Genomic DNA, 15,794 nt, shown 5'->3' with positions numbered 1-15,794 from the left:
CCCCACTCCCAACCCCTTCCCCTGGCGGATTTGTTGGCTGACACACCCGCCCAGAAATGAGTTTCATCGGCTTTTAGGCAAAGTTTACTCAAGTAAACTGGGGATAAGTGAGAATTTTTAGTCATCTTGAGATGACTTTTGCTATGAGACTCAGAATTCATTCTGAGGTGGGACAACGGTTTCACGTTAAGTTGACACGTATGAGTCTTTCCCACCCTCGATGACAATGGGAGCATCTCACTTTTGTAAAAACACGCCTGCCCTGGCGAATGGAAATCGCTTGGTATACTTTCGGTGAGATGCTCGCGATGACAATTGAACGGTCAGAACTCTACCTATCCAATTTCATGTCAAATAACTAACTCCCAATAAAGCTAAAATCACCAAAATTACGCCTAGACTTACTACATACAAATTCCGAGTTGTAAGATTAACTCTGTCCAATATTTCTTTATAGGAAAGTCGATGATTTTGGATGAGAAAAAAAGCTTGAGGACTGAATAAATATGGTAAAAATTGGCTGAGTTTAAGTCTGAGAAAAAAGTTGATGCTCCATAGCTGCTGGCGAAAGGGATCTTGGTTATACTGCCAAGGAAAAGCAATTTGAGCCAGACGAACTAAAGCTTTGACATCAGCAGAACGCAAAGATTCATATACAGGTAAAGCCTCTGATAAATTATCGTCACTTTTAGCAAGTGCCTCATGTAAAACATACACATCCTCTAAGGCTGAATTCACACCTTGGCCAATGTCTGGAGGAAAGCAATGGATAGCATCTCCTAACAGGACTACTCCAGTCGCATCACTTGGTAATAAACAGTACAATCCAGAACAATATTGAGGAATGGGAAAGTAACCACCTTCACTTTTAAGAAATCTCTCAGCTTCTACCGATGAAACTATTTGACGCATTGGTAATTGTGGGAAAGCTTGCTCAAAAAAGTTAGACAATTCCTCACTGGTTTGCAAATTCCATATTTCATGCTTTAAAGGTGTAATAATATTTGCAGTGCGGACTTCGTCTGGATTTTTAATCGGCAGTATTCCCAGAGAAACAGAGCGATCGCGCTCTCGCAAAGCCCCACGAATCGCATACGCCGCATCACACACAGCATGTTCTGTGCCACTATAATCGAGAGGAAAATTTGGTGGCAAACTTAACACCTTATACCTCAGATTTGCACTAGGCGAAGGACAAAGCTGCATCTCAAATCTATCTGTAGTCGATTTATCCCACTCTTTGATTGTGTTACGGACAATGGAGTTAATCCCATCACAACCAACTAGGAGAGAAGGCTCCAATTTAGAGCGATCGCCCTTTTCTGACTCGACAATAATTTCCAACCGTTCCTGCTGTTTGATTTGCACACACTTTGTGTTAAACAAGACAGTAATACTATCTTGCCAATTCCGTTCAATTTCCTGATATAGTAGCAAGACAAATGCTTTTCGTGGTAGCCAGTAAGCAGTTTTCCGATTGGGATCGATAATCGGTAAATCCAGAGTTTTCCGACTACCATTTGCGGGAATGAACGTTAAATAAAATTTCTGACTCGGAACACTGATTTTTGATAATTCGTCAGAGAGTCCCAAAAAATCAATTAATTTTTGACCCCGACCATCAATAAGATAATTGAATGACTTGTCAGGCTCATAATAATCAGCAGCCACTCTTTGTTCTAAGACAGTGATATTTTTCCAACCGCGTTTGGCTAACATTAATGCAGTAGCCAGTCCTGCGGGCCCTCCTCCAACAATCAAGACATTCTTCGCAGTCTGGGATTTTTGAGTATGCATATTTACCGCCTGATTCCTAGAATATGGGATTTATAGCAGTGATCAAATAGATGAGGACATAAACTGAGCAACAAATCCTTGCACTAAAAGACTTTCAAGCCTGTTAACAGCGATAAATGCTGGCGATCGCCACATCCTTCACCTCAGTAATGAAGTTTTTTGTTTGTATTGATAAAAACATCATGTTTAATACTAGTAATTTGTAGCTGACATAACTACAAATCGGAAATAAAAAGAAAATAATAGCGATCGTATTTCTGCTAACACTGGAAACGCCCACCAACAGAAGAATCTTCTAGAATTAGAGAGAGCGATTGAGTACATATACCGGAGGAGAGAATAAGTCATGGCTGGTGGCGAGTCTCAGACCCCTGTTAGTCTGTCAGACAGAGAACTGCAAATTATTGACTTAGTGGCCACTGGCTTAACTAACCAAGATATTGCAGGAAAACTGGAAATTAGTAAACGCACAGTTGATAACCATATCAGCAATATTCTTACTAAAACCCAGACAGAAAACCGAGTAGCACTCGTGCGCTGGGCTTTACAATGGGGCAAAGTTTGCCTGAATGATGTTAATTGTTGTCTTCTGCCCAACCAGAACGATTAGACAAGTAGCAATTGAGCGCGTCCAGTATAACGTTAATTGCTTTTGGTCTACAGCCAAGCAAATTTTGACGATTTACTAATGATTCTCCTCTTCAACCTTTGTTTGCAGCGTCAACTTCTACCACGAATCTTCATCAGCGTCAAAATCAACCAGAAAGGAGTACTGGGCTATTGGTTATGATAAGAGGCTGTCTTTTCCCGTTGGTAAAATTTTATTCTAGTTTTATCAGCGGGAAATATCCTCTTTGTTCAGCAGATATTTATCTAAATCAACAATAAAAATTAGCAATAATTTTTTGCCTCAAGCGCTACATTTGAAAGAAATCTATGTTGCTCCATCGGCTGAGGGAGCAGTGTTCCCATGAGTACTTCTGCTTCTTTTCAAGGTGATTCATCTTCCGTTGATTTTTTTGGCTTTGATTTCATCACCTCTCTATCTCGGAAAGTTCTCAGTGGAGGTGACAAACCCACAGACTTTCCCCAGCCCACCCAAGATACTGATTTACTTCAGCAGTTATCGTTTATCCCAGGGTTACAAGAAATTTTAATGCTACGTCAAGTTCACGCCCTAGAACATGCTACTGTTTGGGTTCTCAGTGAAGATGCCACGAACGTTCAAATTGATAACGAACTACTCAGCGGCTTATCCACGGAACAGGGATTTTATCTTTATGGTGAAGTAAATATCAGTGATTTACGACGTGCAGTTTCGCTGGCTTTACATCGTCTTACCAGTGGAGAGTGGGATTTGGCAGTACATCCCCGTTGTGGCACTAATTTATCAGTCGCCATGCTCCTAACAGCTGGGTTAGCTGTGGGTGTGCATCTTTTGCTACCATTTCGACCAGTTGAACAACTAATTGGTTTGGGATTAGCTGCTACGACAGCAGCTGAAATTGCACCTGATTTAGGTTCCATAGCACAGCGATATCTCACAACTGCTATCCCCTTTAACTTAGCCGTAGAAAATATTACTTTGACGCGGGATGTTTGGGGAAGACATGGGCATTTTGTCAAGTTATGCTGGCGAGAGTAGTTAAGAGGGAGGGGGCAAGGGGAGATGAGGGAGATGAAGAGAATAATCAATGCCCAATCCCCAATCCCCAGTCCCCAGTCCCCAGTCCCCAGTCCCCAATCCCCAATATTTATGAGAAAGCTTTACTTTTTACTTCCTGGAACAGATGGTAAATTTGCCTGTGGTGGACTGTGGGCAGAGTTAAAAACAGTTAGTTTAGTTCAGCAGATTTGTAGTGCGGATATCGTCACTTATCGTCAACGGGAAAAAGACAAACTTTTTATCGATGACTTGCTTCAAGAAAAAAATTTAGACGATGTAATTTTTGTTTTAAGTTGGGGGTTTGATGTAGCTCAACTTACTGCCAAGCTCAAGCAATACAATGTTGTTTATCATGCTCACAGCGCTGGTTATAAATTTCGCTTGCCTGCGAGCATTCCAATTATTACGGTTAGCCGCCATACAATGGGATATTGGGGACAACTATCTCCACATTCTCTGATTTATTATTTGCCGAATCAAATTAGTAATGAATTTGCAAATTTGCATTTAGAGCGAGATATTGATGTTTTAATTCAGGCTCGCAAATCTTCGGAATATTTAATCAAAGATTTGATTCCGGCATTGCAGAAACTGTGTAATGTCTTGGTTGTTGATTCTTATGTAGAAGACTTACCAGGACTATTCAATCGAGCTAAGGTTTATCTTTATGACTCGGCTGAATACTGGGCACAACAAGGAGTTAGTGAAGGATTTGGGCTGCAGCCGTTAGAAGCCCTCGCTTGTGGCTGTCAGGTATTTTCTAGCATTAACAGTGGACTTGCTGACTATTTAGATCCAGGATTTAATTGTTATAAAATTGCTGGATATTCTCAAGAATATGATGTTCAACGTATTCTGAAGGTGCTGAAATCTTCAGTCACGTTTAATTTATCTGAACAATTTTTTGCAGAGTATCGCTATGAAAATATTATGCAGCGGTTACAGGTAATATTGGCTGAATTAAACGAATTTTTTGATCACAAAATTCATCATCCATCTAATATCAAGAGTTTGACGAGGATGCGTGTTGCTAAATTACTTACACAACGGATATACGGGAAGGTGAAAAAGAAATATTTTAAGAGATTGTAATCCGGATCACGGATTTTTAGGGATTAATGGATTACACAGATTTTTACTTTGTGTAATCCTGTAATCCTGTAATCTGTGTAATCCTGTAATCCGTCTAATCCGTGATTCAGACGTTTGAGGGAAAAGTGGAGCTAAGCGGGTTCGAACCGCTGACCTCTGCAATGCCATTGCAGCGCTCTACCAACTGAGCTATAACCCCTTACAGTGCGTTACTGACTATACTTTAATAATTGGTGATTTGTCAACTTGACTCTTTTATTTAAGACACTTGCAACAAATAGCTCATACAGTGCCCCATCAGAAAGTAAACTACTAGCATGGCGGCGGCTGCCAGGGCAACCAAAGTGCCAGCTAACATGAGCGAAAATTCTTTATGCTCGAAGGCTTTTTCCATTAGGTGCAGTGACCAAGCCACCAGCGCCACATCAAATAATAAAATAGGTATCAACATATTTCTTAATATTTATTCATACTTGTTAACTAATATTAACACTGTTTTGAGCAAGTGTCTCTAACCAGAGATAGATGTGCATTAGGATAAATCTTAAATTGGGGTTAAATTAGGGGAACATGCGTACTGGTATGGAGCGATCGCGCAGATAGTTTTTGATTTGCGCCACGCTTAATTGTCCGTAATGTAACTGCGATGCTAATAAAGCCGCTTCTGCTTTCCCTTCAGTGAGTGCGGCGTGGATGTGTTCACAAGTACCTGCGCCACCAGAGGCGATCACAGGAATTTGTACAGCATCAGCAATGGATTTTGTCAAATTTAAGTCATAACCGGCTTGAGTGCCGTCGGCGTCCATACTTGTTACAAGCAATTCACCAGCCCCGCGCTTTTCCACTTCTTTCGCCCAAAGTAAAGCATCTTTGCCTGTATTTTCTCTACCGCCTCGCACATACACGTCCCAGCCTGGATTATTAGGGTCAATTCTGCGCCTAGCATCAATAGCAACAACTATGCATTGATTACCAAAGCGATCGCTTGCCCGATTAATGAAGTCTGGTTCACGTACTGCTGCGGAGTTAATACTAACCTTGTCTGCTCCCGCTCGTAACAAACCTTTAACATTTTCTAAGGATTGAATCCCACCACCCACAGTTAACGGAATAAAGACCTGCTCTGCAGTGCGGTACACCACATCTATAATTGTATCGCGATCTTCATGAGTCGCCGTAATATCTAGAAATACTAACTCATCAGCACCAGCTTCGTTATAAACCTTCGCCAGTTCTACCGGATCACCTGCATCCTGGAGGTTAACAAAGTTAACTCCTTTGACAACCCGTCCCGCCTTCACATCTAAGCACGGTAAGATTCTTTTAGATAGCATAATAATTTTTGCTCTAGTGGGTAATTGTCCGGAATTTAAATTTTAAATTGGCTTGTGTATTTTCCACCGAAAATTTCCACAGCCGTGATTATTCTCACTTTTACCGCCAAGATGGCGCTGATCCAGTCCTCAAGTCAAAGTTGATAGCTGAATTATGGCGATTATCTCCTCGAAAAAACAGCCTCAAGACCCCAACGGAGAACCAAAGCAACATCCAGAGTCGGCGAAACCTTCTCCTAGTCCAGACCTTTTGCAAGCTGAAGCTGCTACTGATGAACAAGGTAAACAAGAAGAAAGTATTCGACCACAGCGATTTGCTGATTACATTGGGCAAAAAGACTTAAAAGATGTGCTGGATATTGCCATCAAAGCAGCCAAGTCAAGGAATGAAGTGTTGGATCACTTGCTGCTGTATGGGCCGCCTGGATTGGGTAAAACAACAATGGCAATGATTTTAGCATCGGAGATGGGAGTAAACTACAAAATTACTAGTGCGGCAGCACTGGAACGTCCACGGGATATTGTAGGGCTACTAGTGAACTTAAAGCCAGGGGATGTGCTGTTTGTTGATGAAATTCATCGCCTCTCGCGAATGACTGAAGAAATTCTCTATCCGGCTATGGAAGATTATCGATTGGATATTACCATTGGCAAAGGTTCCAGCGCTCGTATTCGGAGTTTACCACTATCAAAATTTACCTTGGTGGGGGCAACAACTCGTGTCGGGGCTTTAACTTCACCACTACGCGATCGCTTTGGCTTAGTCCAAAAACTGCGATTCTATGAAGTTGACGAACTGTGTCAAATTGTACTGCGAACCGCGCAATTACTCCAAACTCCCATCGCCGAAGATGGTGCTACAGAAATCGCCCGTCGTTCACGGGGAACGCCGCGTATTGCTAATAGATTACTGAAGCGAGTACGTGATTATGCAGCAGTAAAATCATCTGGTGAGATTAATGCAAGCGTCGCATCTGAAGCATTGCAACTATTCCAAGTAGATCCATGCGGCTTGGATTGGACAGATCGCAAAATGCTGAGTGTCATTATTGAACAATTCAATGGCGGACCAGTAGGATTAGAAACCATCGCAGTAGTTACCGGTGAAGATACCCAAACTATAGAAGAAGTATACGAACCTTATTTGATGCAGATTGGCTATTTAAGCCGGACTAGCCGTGGGAGGGTAGCCACAAAAGCAGCATACAAGCATTTAGGCTTCACCCCGCCTAGTGGACAGATGTCTTTGCTGTAATAAGAATGGGGCATTGGCAAAGTTCCAAGTTCCAAGCTCAAAGGCTCAAGTTCCGAGTTCCAAGTTCCAAGTTCCAAGTTCCAAGTTCCAAGTTCCAAGTTCCAAGGCTCAAGGCGCAAGTTCCGCGTTCAGAGGCTCAAGTTCCAGGTTCAGAGGCTGACGTTCCAGGTTCAGAGGCTCAAGTTCCGAGTTCAGAGGCTGACGTTCCAGGTTCAGAGGCTCAAGTTCCAAGTTCAGAGGCTCAAGTTCCGAGTTCAGAGGCTGACGTTCCAGGTTCAGAGGCTCAAGTTCCAGGTTCAGAGGCTCAAGTTCCGAGTTCAGAGGCTCAAGTTCCGAGTTCAGAGGCTCAAGTTCCGAGTTCAGAGGCTCAAGTTCCGAGTTCAAAGACTTAACACACAATCCCCAATCCCCAGTCCCCAATCCCCAATCCCCACAGATGATTAAATTAATTAGTATTTTTCTCAGTTTGTTGCTGGTGTTTGGCTGGGGTAAACCAGTTATGGCACTATCAGCAGCACCTAGTATCACTCAAGAACAGTTACAACAAGGAGATGAGTTAGCCAATAAAGCTTTTGCGGCGACGAATCAAGGTGATTTTGTCACGGCTGAAAGCTATTGGACACAGATTATTGAACAATTTCCGACTAATGCAGGGGCGTGGAGTAATCGAGGGAATTCTCGGGTGAGTCAGAACAAGTTACAAGCAGCACTGACAGATTACAACAAAGCCATAGAACTAGCGCCGAATGTTACAGACCCTTATTTGAATAGGGGTGCAGCATTAGAGGGTTTAGGAAAATGGAATGATGCGATCGCTGATTATAATCATGTCTTAGAACTCGATCCCAATGATGCAATGGCATACAATAATCGTGGCAATGCCAAAGCAGGATTAGGAAAGTGGCAAGATGCGATCGCCGACTACAAAAAATCTTTTGAAATTGCCCCTAATTTTGCCTTTGCTCGTGCAAATTATGCTGTTGCTTTGTATGAAACAGGCCAAATTGAGCCAGCAATCCGCGAGATGCGGAACATCGTCCGCAAATATCCCAACTTTGCCGATGTGCGTGCTGCCCTCACCGCTGCATACTGGGTAAGTGGAAAACAAGGCGAAGCTGAAAGTAACTGGGTAGCAGCCTATGGATTAGATAAACGTTACAAAGACCTCGACTGGGTAACAAATATCCGTCGCTGGCCTCCCAGCCTGGTAACTGCATTGGATAAGTTTTTGAAACTCCAGTAAATTCACTTTTCGGTTATTTTTTCAACCCCCCATTAGAGAGATTTACTGTGTGGGTATTTTTGCATTAGTTTCTAAAACGAAGCTAAGTGAATTTACCATGACTCATTTTGGGCTAATTTGTCCGTCTGCAACAGGTCACCTTAACCCTATGACTACGCTGGGTTACGAACTTCAAAGACGTGGCCATCGCGTCACTCTATTCGGGATACTTGACTCTCAAGCAAAGACACTGGCTGCAGGATTGGAGTTTCGGGCAATTGGTGAGTCTGCGTTTCCCAAAGGGACGATGACACAATTATTCACTGAATTGGGAAAACTCAGCGGATTAGCCGCTGTGAAATATACAATCACTTGCATACAGAAAACAGGGGCTATGTTTCTGGACGAAGCCCCAGCAGTAATTAAAGAAGCTGGCGTACAAGCATTGCTAGTAGACCAGGTTTCACCAGAGGGAGGAACTGTTGCAGAGTTCCTAGACATTCCCTTCATTAGCGTGTGCAATGCCATGATGATTAATCGGGATTTTAGTGTTCCTCCTTTTAACACTTCTTGGAGCTATAGTCGTGCTTGGTGGGCAAAAGTACGCTATCGAGCAGGTTATGAATTGTTAAACCGGATTGGGCAACCTATTCGCGAGACGATAAATCAGTATCGTCGAGAGTGGAAGCTACCACCGTATTCTGACCCCAATGATTATTACTCACAACTAGCTCAAATCAGTCAGCAGCCTGCTGAGTTTGAATTCCCCAGACAGAATTTACCAAAAAGTTTTCATTTCACAGGGCCGTATCATAATCCAGCTAGTCGCGAGTCAATACCTTTCCCTTTTGAAAAATTGACTGGGAAACCGCTGATTTATGCTTCGATGGGGACTGTACAAAATCGCCTACTACCAGTTTTCCAATCTATTGCAGAAGCTTGTTATGGTTTAGATGCCCAACTAGTAATATCTTTGGGTGGTTCGGCTAGTCCAGAGGTTTTGCAAGAGTTGCCGGGAAATCCTCTAGTTGTCAGCTATGCACCCCAACTAGAATTATTGCAAAAAGCTACTCTTACCATTACACATGCAGGTTTGAATACTACCTTGGAATCTTTGAGCAATGGGATACCAATGGTAGCTATTCCCATTACTAATGACCAACCAGGTGTAGCAGCACGTTTGACTTGGATTGGTGCTGGTAAGATGGTTTCTCTTAGCCGTCTGAGCGTTCCCAGATTGCGAGATGCCATACAAAAGGTGTTGACAGAAGATTCTTATAAAAAAAATGCCTTGAGACTACAAGAAGCGATTCAGGCAACTAATGGGGTGAGTCGAGCCGCTGATATTGTGGAACAGGTTGTGTCTACGGGCAAGCCTGTTTTGGCTCAAACAAAGCAATAAAGACATTTTTCAGCCTTTATGAAGACTATAGAATTTCGCGCTAGCTAGTAGTTAGTGATACCTTAGGGAATCGAATGGAAAAATTTAAATATACTATCAAGAGCGAAACAGATAGGGTATTTAGCGTGTTTGATACTTTCAAACAAGATGCTGAAGATACTCAAGACTCTGGTACAAATGATGCCAGAAGTGCCAAGGAGCCAGTTCTGACAATGTCCTCTATTGGACAGTTTGGGCGATTCGGTAATCAGCTATTCCAGTATGCTTTTTTGAGAATCTGTGCAAAAAAAAATGGAGCAAGAATAGAGTCTCCCCCTTGGATTGGCCAAACTCTGTTTGGACATAAGGATGCACCCATTTCCAAGCGGCTACCTCCTGCAATTGAGCGCCGGGATGGTGGAGAAAGTTTGTTTGAGATTATTCCAGAATTTATCCCTTATCTTGAAAAACTTGCTGATGCGAAGAGTTCCTATGTGGGTGCAGAAGCTCTAGAACAGGGTCTTGCTAACGTGGATATCTGGGGTTTTTTCCAATTACCAACCCATTTACTAGCGCCATATAAGGAATACTTTCGTTCGCTCTTCCAGCCCGTTCAAGAACTAAAAATTCCGTTGGAGAATAGTCTAAATATTCTTCGTTCCAAAGGCAAAACAATCGTTGGGGTTCACCTACGACGAGGTGATTACATTACAGAGATTAGGGCTGGTTTTACTTTAGTATTTCCTACAAAATGGTATTGCGAATGGCTGGACGGGATATGGAACAATTTAGAAGATCCAGTTCTTTTTCTTTGTAGCGATGATATCGACAGTATTCTTCCGGAATTTAAAAAATTTTCTCCTGTGACTTCGAGAGATTTGAATGTAAATTTGCCGGCAGAAATGAAAGAGTTAAATATAGAGTTTTACATTGACTTTTTCATGTTGAGCAACTGTGACATAGTATGTATTAGCAATAGCATCTTTAGCTTTGCTGCTTGTATGCTCAACGAGAGTGGAAAAATTTTTATCCGTCCCCATTGGAATTTCTCCACAAAGTTCACAGCATTTGATCCTTGGAATAGTGAACCTCTGTTACGGTTAGGAGGTAAAGAATCTAAATTCTTCAAAAGTTGGGCTGAGATTTTATACGTTTCATATGTTACCCAAGGGATATGGATAATGCTCAAATGCATATTTATCTATGTTCCTAGGAGCAAGATCAAAGGATTGCTACTTCGAGCGTACTTGGGTTACCAAATTCAAGGTATTTTAGGTATAGCTAAGAGCTTCTTACACACATTAGGTTGGCATTCTTTGTGGAAAACACCTGGATTTATATTACCAAATAGACCCCTTTAGAGTATGATTTTCGTATTATTTTTGCTGTCTTGGTAAGGTAAATTATGCCAACTGTGATTCCCCAAACTACGCTTCCCAACGGAATGAAAATATCTTGCTTGCGGAAAGACGAAGTGCAATTGATGTACCAAGAAGTGCAGATGTACTTAAAGCACGGAATTAAGTTGGGTGAGGGTGACACTGTTTTTGATGTGGGAGCCAATATAGGTTTGTTTACACTCTTGGTAGCTCAACACTGCAACCAAAATGTTAATATCTATGCTTTTGAGCCTATCCCAGCAATTTTTCAAGTGCTTAACAGCAATGTGCAACGCTTGGCACTAAAAAGCATCAAGGTTTTTCCCTGGGGATTGTCTCAGGAATCGAAGAATATGACTTTCGCTTATTATCCAAAAATTACTCTCGGTTCTACTGCATACCCAATCACTTCTCAGGAGGAACTAGACAAACTCAAGAAAATGACTCTGGCTAATTTCAAAAACTTTCCACCTGCTATTAGTTGGCTGCGTTGGTTGCCAAAGTCTCTATTCTCGCTGATTATTGACCGCAAGTTTGCTACGGCTTTTCAAGCAGAGCAAGTTATTTGCCAATTGAAAACCGTATCACAAATGATGAGTGAGCAGAATATCCAGCAAATTGACTTGCTCAAAATCGATGTAGAAAAAAGCGAGATGGATGTGCTGCTAGGTATTGAAAATCAAGATTGGCCTAAGATTAAGCAGGTGTTTATTGAAGTGCATGATTTAGACCATCGCATCCAAAAGATTACAGCTTTGCTTCAAGAACAGGGTTTTAGTGAAATTAAAGTTGAGCAAGAACCGATTCTCCAGGGTTCTGATATTTTCAGTTTATACGCTTGGCGATCGCCAGAAAAATAAAAATCCATCGTTTATCGTGGTCGATTTTATAATGCGAGAATTTTCTCTGGTGTCAGTTCTTGCACATTACGCAAAACTATTGCTGCTCCTGCTTTCTGTAGTGTCTGACTATAGGCATCACGACGCTCTGCTGTCTCATGGACATGGGGTGGTAAAACTCCTACACCAATCCAAGTCCGCTCGGGCTTTAACTTTCGTGCTTTCTCTACTGTGTACATGTCCCCTACTGTATCTCCCACGTACACTATTATTGATGTTTTGTCAATCTCCCTTTCTAGCAGACGAATTGTCGCAAAAAGTCCCGTGGGGTCTGGTTTACCTGGTGCATCTTCCATCGCAATCAAAACGGGAGACTTTAAACCGAGGCGTTTTTCCAAGACATAATTAGCAGAACCACGAGTAGCACCGCTGAAAAATCCCCATGCTATCCCAGCTTGTGTCAGTTGTTCTAAATAACTAGGCTGTAATAATAAGGGTTCATGACAAATATACCCATTCCAATTTTCCGGATCAGTACCTCGGTAACGGGATTGAAAATAGGTAACAATTGCTTCGTAGCTTAGTTGCAGTTGCTCGCGGGACTGTCCTTGAGTTTGCCAGTAGCGATAAATTAATTCCTGGGAAGCTTCCCAATCGTTATTCCAGACACCTTCGGATTTGAGATGGTCAATATCTAGCGTTGTGGGGCGATAAGCGTGGGTAGTAAAATGTTCTACAGTATCGGCGATCGCCCGACGATAAGAACCACTCACATCACGGATAACACCATCAATATCAAAAATAGCGATCGCTTTAGTCATAACATTGGGCACTTGTACTGAGCGTAGTCGTAAAGCCTGCGGCATAGCTCCGCTTAGCGCGTAGCGTCTCGCAGAGACGTATGGGGCATAAAAAAGTTTTACCGCATTTTTAGCCCCTGGCTACGACGTGATCAAAACATCACTCTGGCAAAAAGTCAGCATCAAGGACTTGCTCTGGTGTAAAAGGTGATTGTTCAGGAAAAGTAGCAATTTGCAGTTCAGTTTCATCAGCAGCGAGTAACCTAGCATCTTCATAACACCCGCCAAAAACCTGATAAAAATAAGGTTTGAGGCTAGGGCTTTCTGCAAAAGTCTCTTTGATACGTTTACGATGCTCCCGAATTGTGGCTCGCCAACTACCAGAGCGTTTCTCTGCTTGATACTGATATTTCAATAAGTGCATCAACACCACTTCCAGATTGCTTCTTAACGCTTTCTTCTCACTCCTACCCATCGTGGCAATTTCTTCAATCAAATTTTCTAAATCTAGTTCTGTGAGCTGACCTTGCTTCAGGAGTTCTATAGTAGTTTGAATCCAGAGGTAAAAGTCTTGCTCATACAATTCTGAACCAGATGTTTTTGGTGATTGAGGCAATTGGGTAGTCATAACTATCTCTGAAAGTGTTGACTACACTTCATGGTAGCTTTTTTAGATCATCAGAGATCGATTATTTTCTATCACTTTTGAGTCATCTGGTAAAGTATTAGGTTAAAATAAGCGATCGCTAAGTTAGTACGTAATGCCCGGATATTCCCCGGAGGTGTGATTGACCAAGTTCATCTTAAAAATTCTTTGGTTAGACGAAAACGTCGCTCTCGCAGTTGATCAAGTTGTCGGCAAAGGCACAAGTCCATTGACTAAGTACTTCTTTTGGCCCAGAAATGATGCCTGGGAAGAACTAAAAAAGGAGCTTGAGTCAAAAAACTGGATTACTGACCTCGACCGCGTCGAGTTGCTTAACAAAGCAACAGAAGTAATCAACTACTGGCAAGAGGAAGGCAGAAACCGTCCAATGGCCGAAGCTCAGTTGAAATTTCCGGAAGTCGCCTTCACAGGTAGCGCTTGATTTAACAGTTAACAGTTAACAGTTAACAGTTATTCAGTTATCAGCATGAGAACTGCTGCCAGCCGTTAGGAGCCAAAATTCCCTACGAATTTAAGTGGTGTGTTTCAGTTTGGGTCAAATCCTAGGAGTGCAACCTTGATAACTGTTTACTGTTCACTGTTTACTGATTTTACAAGCTGCCATAGCTTAATGGACTTGTCCCTACTGCCACTAGCAATCAGGTGCCCCACTTGGCTCACAGCAACGGCAAACACAGAGTCTACATGACCTGAAAGAGTGGCAATTTCTGCTCCTGTATTCACCTGCCAGAGTCTAATTGTCTGATCCCAACTGCCGCTAATTAAGGTTTTGCCATCAGCAGTGAAAGCCAGTGTCACCACTGCCCAAGAATGACCTGACAATGTGGTAATCACCTCCCCAGTGTTGACATCCCACAATTTAATGGTGTTGTCATCACTGCCCGTCGCTAAAATTTGACCATCGGGACTAAAAGCGACAGTCAAAACCGCCCATGCATGACCTGAAAGGGTGCTTAACAAGCTATAGTCTGGGCGGTTTTTAAATTTTTTGGGCAAATGCCACAAGCGGATGGTTCTGTCAAAACTAGCACTAGCGAGCATCTGTCCATCAGGTCTAAACGCTACTGAAGTGACTTGTAATCGGTGTCCGTTAAGAGTGTAGATTTCTTTGCCAGTATTTATATCCCAAATTTTAACTGTCTTATCCCAACTACCACTAGCGAGCATCTGCCCATCTGGACTAAAAGCCACTGATTTGACGGCGTGTGAGTGTCCAAATAAAGTAAAGATTTCTTGTAATGTATTAACATCCCACAACTTGACAGTTTGATCGTCACTAGCTGTAGCCAAAATCTGGCCATCGGGACTAAAGGCTACTGATTTCACAGCTTGCGAATGTCCTGCTAGGCTAGCAAAGCATTTTTTGGTATTTAAATCCCACAATCTGATGATTTTGTCATCATCGCCACTAACGAGAGTGTTACCGTCAGGGCTGATAGCAAGAGAATTTATCTCAGCCGAAAAACCGGAATTTCTACTCAGTGTATGTATACATTGCCACGAAGGATAAAAGTTTGAACCGCATAAAGACGTAGATATATAGAGAGAATAATTGGTAATACCTGCGGCTTGTATGACTTCATCGGCTGATTGAAATCGATAAATAAGGTCATTTTGTAGCAGCTTATCAAGAATTTGGGCGAGGCGTACACTTACTTTGGTGGTTAGATATTGTCGCCAAGTCCAAGTATCGTTAGCAACATCAAATAAATCGAAGGGTGGAATCTGAGTCAGCAGATGAATGCAAGTTACACCCAGACTATAAAGGTCACTGGCAAAAACTGCTTTTCCTCTTGCTTGCTCTGGTGCGATATATTCAGGGCTACCGATGCTAGTTTCACCGATTAGCTGGTCAATGCTGTTAGATAATTTAGCAGCGCCAAAATCAACTAATACTAGCTTTCCTGGTGAATGGGGCGTATAAATCAGGTTTTCTGGTTTAATATCGCGGTGAATAATGTGGCGATCGCTAATAAATTTCAGAACTGGTAATATATTCTCTAAAAGTTCCCAAATTTGAGTGTCACTGAAAGGCCCCTTGTCTACCAACAAGGTAGCTAAATCAGTGCCTGAGATAAACTCCTGCACTATGTAAAAATGGTCATTATCGTGAAAATGTGCCAGAAAAGTAGGAATTTGTGGATGTTGTCCTAGTTCTTCTAACCAATTTGTCTTTTGTATAAATGCTGCGAGTGTTTGGTTTTGCAGTGAGAATTGTTGAATAACACAAGGAATGGGCGGAAACTGACCCTCATCTACAGCGAGGAAGGTTTTACAGCATCCCCCTTTACCAATCAGTTGCAGTAAACGATAACGATTTTGTAAAAAATTCAAAATATTAAATTCTGAGGGTCAAAAATTC

Annotated in this window: 16 protein-coding genes and 1 tRNA gene; 10 read left to right on the top strand and 7 right to left on the bottom strand. The window is 42.2% G+C overall.

The features are described from left to right. Positions 1-345: 345 nt before the first annotated feature. Positions 346-1,797, bottom strand: coding sequence for an NAD(P)/FAD-dependent oxidoreductase (locus tag CAL7507_RS12820; protein WP_015128900.1), 1,452 nt, complete (start codon positions 1,795-1,797; stop codon positions 346-348). A 346-nt stretch (positions 1,798-2,143) separates the two neighbouring features. Here CAL7507_RS12820 and CAL7507_RS12815 point away from each other — a divergent pair, with 346 nt between their 5' ends. From CAL7507_RS12815 to CAL7507_RS12805, 3 genes are all read left to right on the top strand, one after another. Further along, on the top strand, positions 2,144-2,407 hold the full coding sequence (locus CAL7507_RS12815) for a helix-turn-helix transcriptional regulator (protein WP_015128899.1): 264 nt from the start codon (positions 2,144-2,146) through the stop codon (positions 2,405-2,407). A 360-nt stretch (positions 2,408-2,767) separates the two neighbouring features. Further along, complete coding sequence (locus CAL7507_RS12810) at positions 2,768-3,442, top strand: DUF6391 domain-containing protein (RefSeq protein ID WP_015128898.1); 675 nt, start codon at positions 2,768-2,770, stop codon at positions 3,440-3,442. A 111-nt stretch (positions 3,443-3,553) separates the two neighbouring features. Beyond that, positions 3,554-4,555 (top strand): glycosyltransferase, encoded by a 1,002-nt coding sequence (locus CAL7507_RS12805; RefSeq protein WP_042342111.1) that lies wholly within the window; start codon positions 3,554-3,556, stop codon positions 4,553-4,555. A gap of 126 nt (positions 4,556-4,681) precedes the next feature. Here the strand turns inward: CAL7507_RS12805 and CAL7507_RS12800 are convergent. The 3 genes from CAL7507_RS12800 to hisF form a co-directional block, all read right to left on the bottom strand. Beyond that, positions 4,682-4,754, bottom strand: a tRNA-Ala gene (locus CAL7507_RS12800). A gap of 60 nt (positions 4,755-4,814) precedes the next feature. Beyond that, positions 4,815-5,006: a hypothetical protein gene (locus CAL7507_RS12795; RefSeq protein ID WP_015128896.1), complete on the bottom strand. Its 192-nt coding sequence runs from the start codon at positions 5,004-5,006 to the stop codon at positions 4,815-4,817. Positions 5,007-5,115: 109 nt separating this feature from the next. Next, positions 5,116-5,889, bottom strand: a complete 774-nt coding sequence (gene hisF, locus CAL7507_RS12790) for an imidazole glycerol phosphate synthase subunit HisF (RefSeq protein ID WP_015128895.1) — start codon at positions 5,887-5,889, stop codon at positions 5,116-5,118. Positions 5,890-6,043: 154 nt separating this feature from the next. Between hisF and ruvB the strand changes: the two genes are divergently transcribed. The 6 genes from ruvB (at position 6,044) to CAL7507_RS12760 (ending at position 11,986) form a co-directional block, all read left to right on the top strand. After that, positions 6,044-7,144 (top strand): Holliday junction branch migration DNA helicase RuvB, encoded by a 1,101-nt coding sequence (gene ruvB, locus CAL7507_RS12785; RefSeq protein ID WP_015128894.1) that lies wholly within the window; start codon positions 6,044-6,046, stop codon positions 7,142-7,144. Between the two features lie 5 nt (positions 7,145-7,149). Next, entirely contained in the window at positions 7,150-7,536 is a 387-nt protein-coding gene (locus tag CAL7507_RS32355; protein ID WP_015128893.1) for a hypothetical protein, read from the top strand. A 44-nt stretch (positions 7,537-7,580) separates the two neighbouring features. Then, the gene (locus CAL7507_RS12775) at positions 7,581-8,387 is read left to right on the top strand and encodes a tetratricopeptide repeat protein (protein WP_015128892.1); all 807 of its coding nucleotides are present in this window, start codon (positions 7,581-7,583) and stop codon (positions 8,385-8,387) included. A gap of 97 nt (positions 8,388-8,484) precedes the next feature. Further along, entirely contained in the window at positions 8,485-9,768 is a 1,284-nt protein-coding gene (locus CAL7507_RS12770) for a glycosyltransferase (protein ID WP_015128891.1), read from the top strand. Positions 9,769-9,842: 74 nt separating this feature from the next. Next, positions 9,843-11,108 (top strand): alpha-1,2-fucosyltransferase, encoded by a 1,266-nt coding sequence (locus CAL7507_RS12765; RefSeq protein WP_015128890.1) that lies wholly within the window; start codon positions 9,843-9,845, stop codon positions 11,106-11,108. A 44-nt stretch (positions 11,109-11,152) separates the two neighbouring features. Continuing rightward, positions 11,153-11,986: an FkbM family methyltransferase gene (locus CAL7507_RS12760; protein WP_015128889.1), complete on the top strand. Its 834-nt coding sequence runs from the start codon at positions 11,153-11,155 to the stop codon at positions 11,984-11,986. 26 nt (positions 11,987-12,012) lie between these two features. Here CAL7507_RS12760 and CAL7507_RS12755 read toward each other — a convergent pair whose 3' ends face one another. Next, entirely contained in the window at positions 12,013-12,831 is an 819-nt protein-coding gene (locus CAL7507_RS12755) for a TIGR01548 family HAD-type hydrolase (protein ID WP_015128888.1), read from the bottom strand. A 94-nt stretch (positions 12,832-12,925) separates the two neighbouring features. Beyond that, positions 12,926-13,393, bottom strand: a complete 468-nt coding sequence (locus CAL7507_RS12750; RefSeq protein WP_015128887.1) for a DUF29 domain-containing protein — start codon at positions 13,391-13,393, stop codon at positions 12,926-12,928. A gap of 160 nt (positions 13,394-13,553) precedes the next feature. On the opposite strand from CAL7507_RS12750, the gene CAL7507_RS12745 reads away from it, so the two are divergent. Beyond that, positions 13,554-13,853 carry a 30S ribosomal protein PSRP-3 gene (locus tag CAL7507_RS12745; protein ID WP_015128886.1) on the top strand — a complete coding sequence of 100 codons (300 nt, stop codon included), beginning with the start codon at positions 13,554-13,556 and terminating at the stop codon, positions 13,851-13,853. 146 nt (positions 13,854-13,999) lie between these two features. On the opposite strand, the gene CAL7507_RS12740 is transcribed toward CAL7507_RS12745, so the two are convergent. Beyond that, positions 14,000-15,766 (bottom strand): serine/threonine-protein kinase, encoded by a 1,767-nt coding sequence (locus tag CAL7507_RS12740; RefSeq protein ID WP_015128885.1) that lies wholly within the window; start codon positions 15,764-15,766, stop codon positions 14,000-14,002. Positions 15,767-15,794: the final 28 nt, after the last annotated feature.

Source organism: Calothrix sp. PCC 7507, assembly GCF_000316575.1.
Lineage (GTDB): Bacteria > Cyanobacteriota > Cyanobacteriia > Cyanobacteriales > Nostocaceae > Fortiea.
This window is presented reverse-complemented; position numbering and strand designations above follow the sequence as displayed.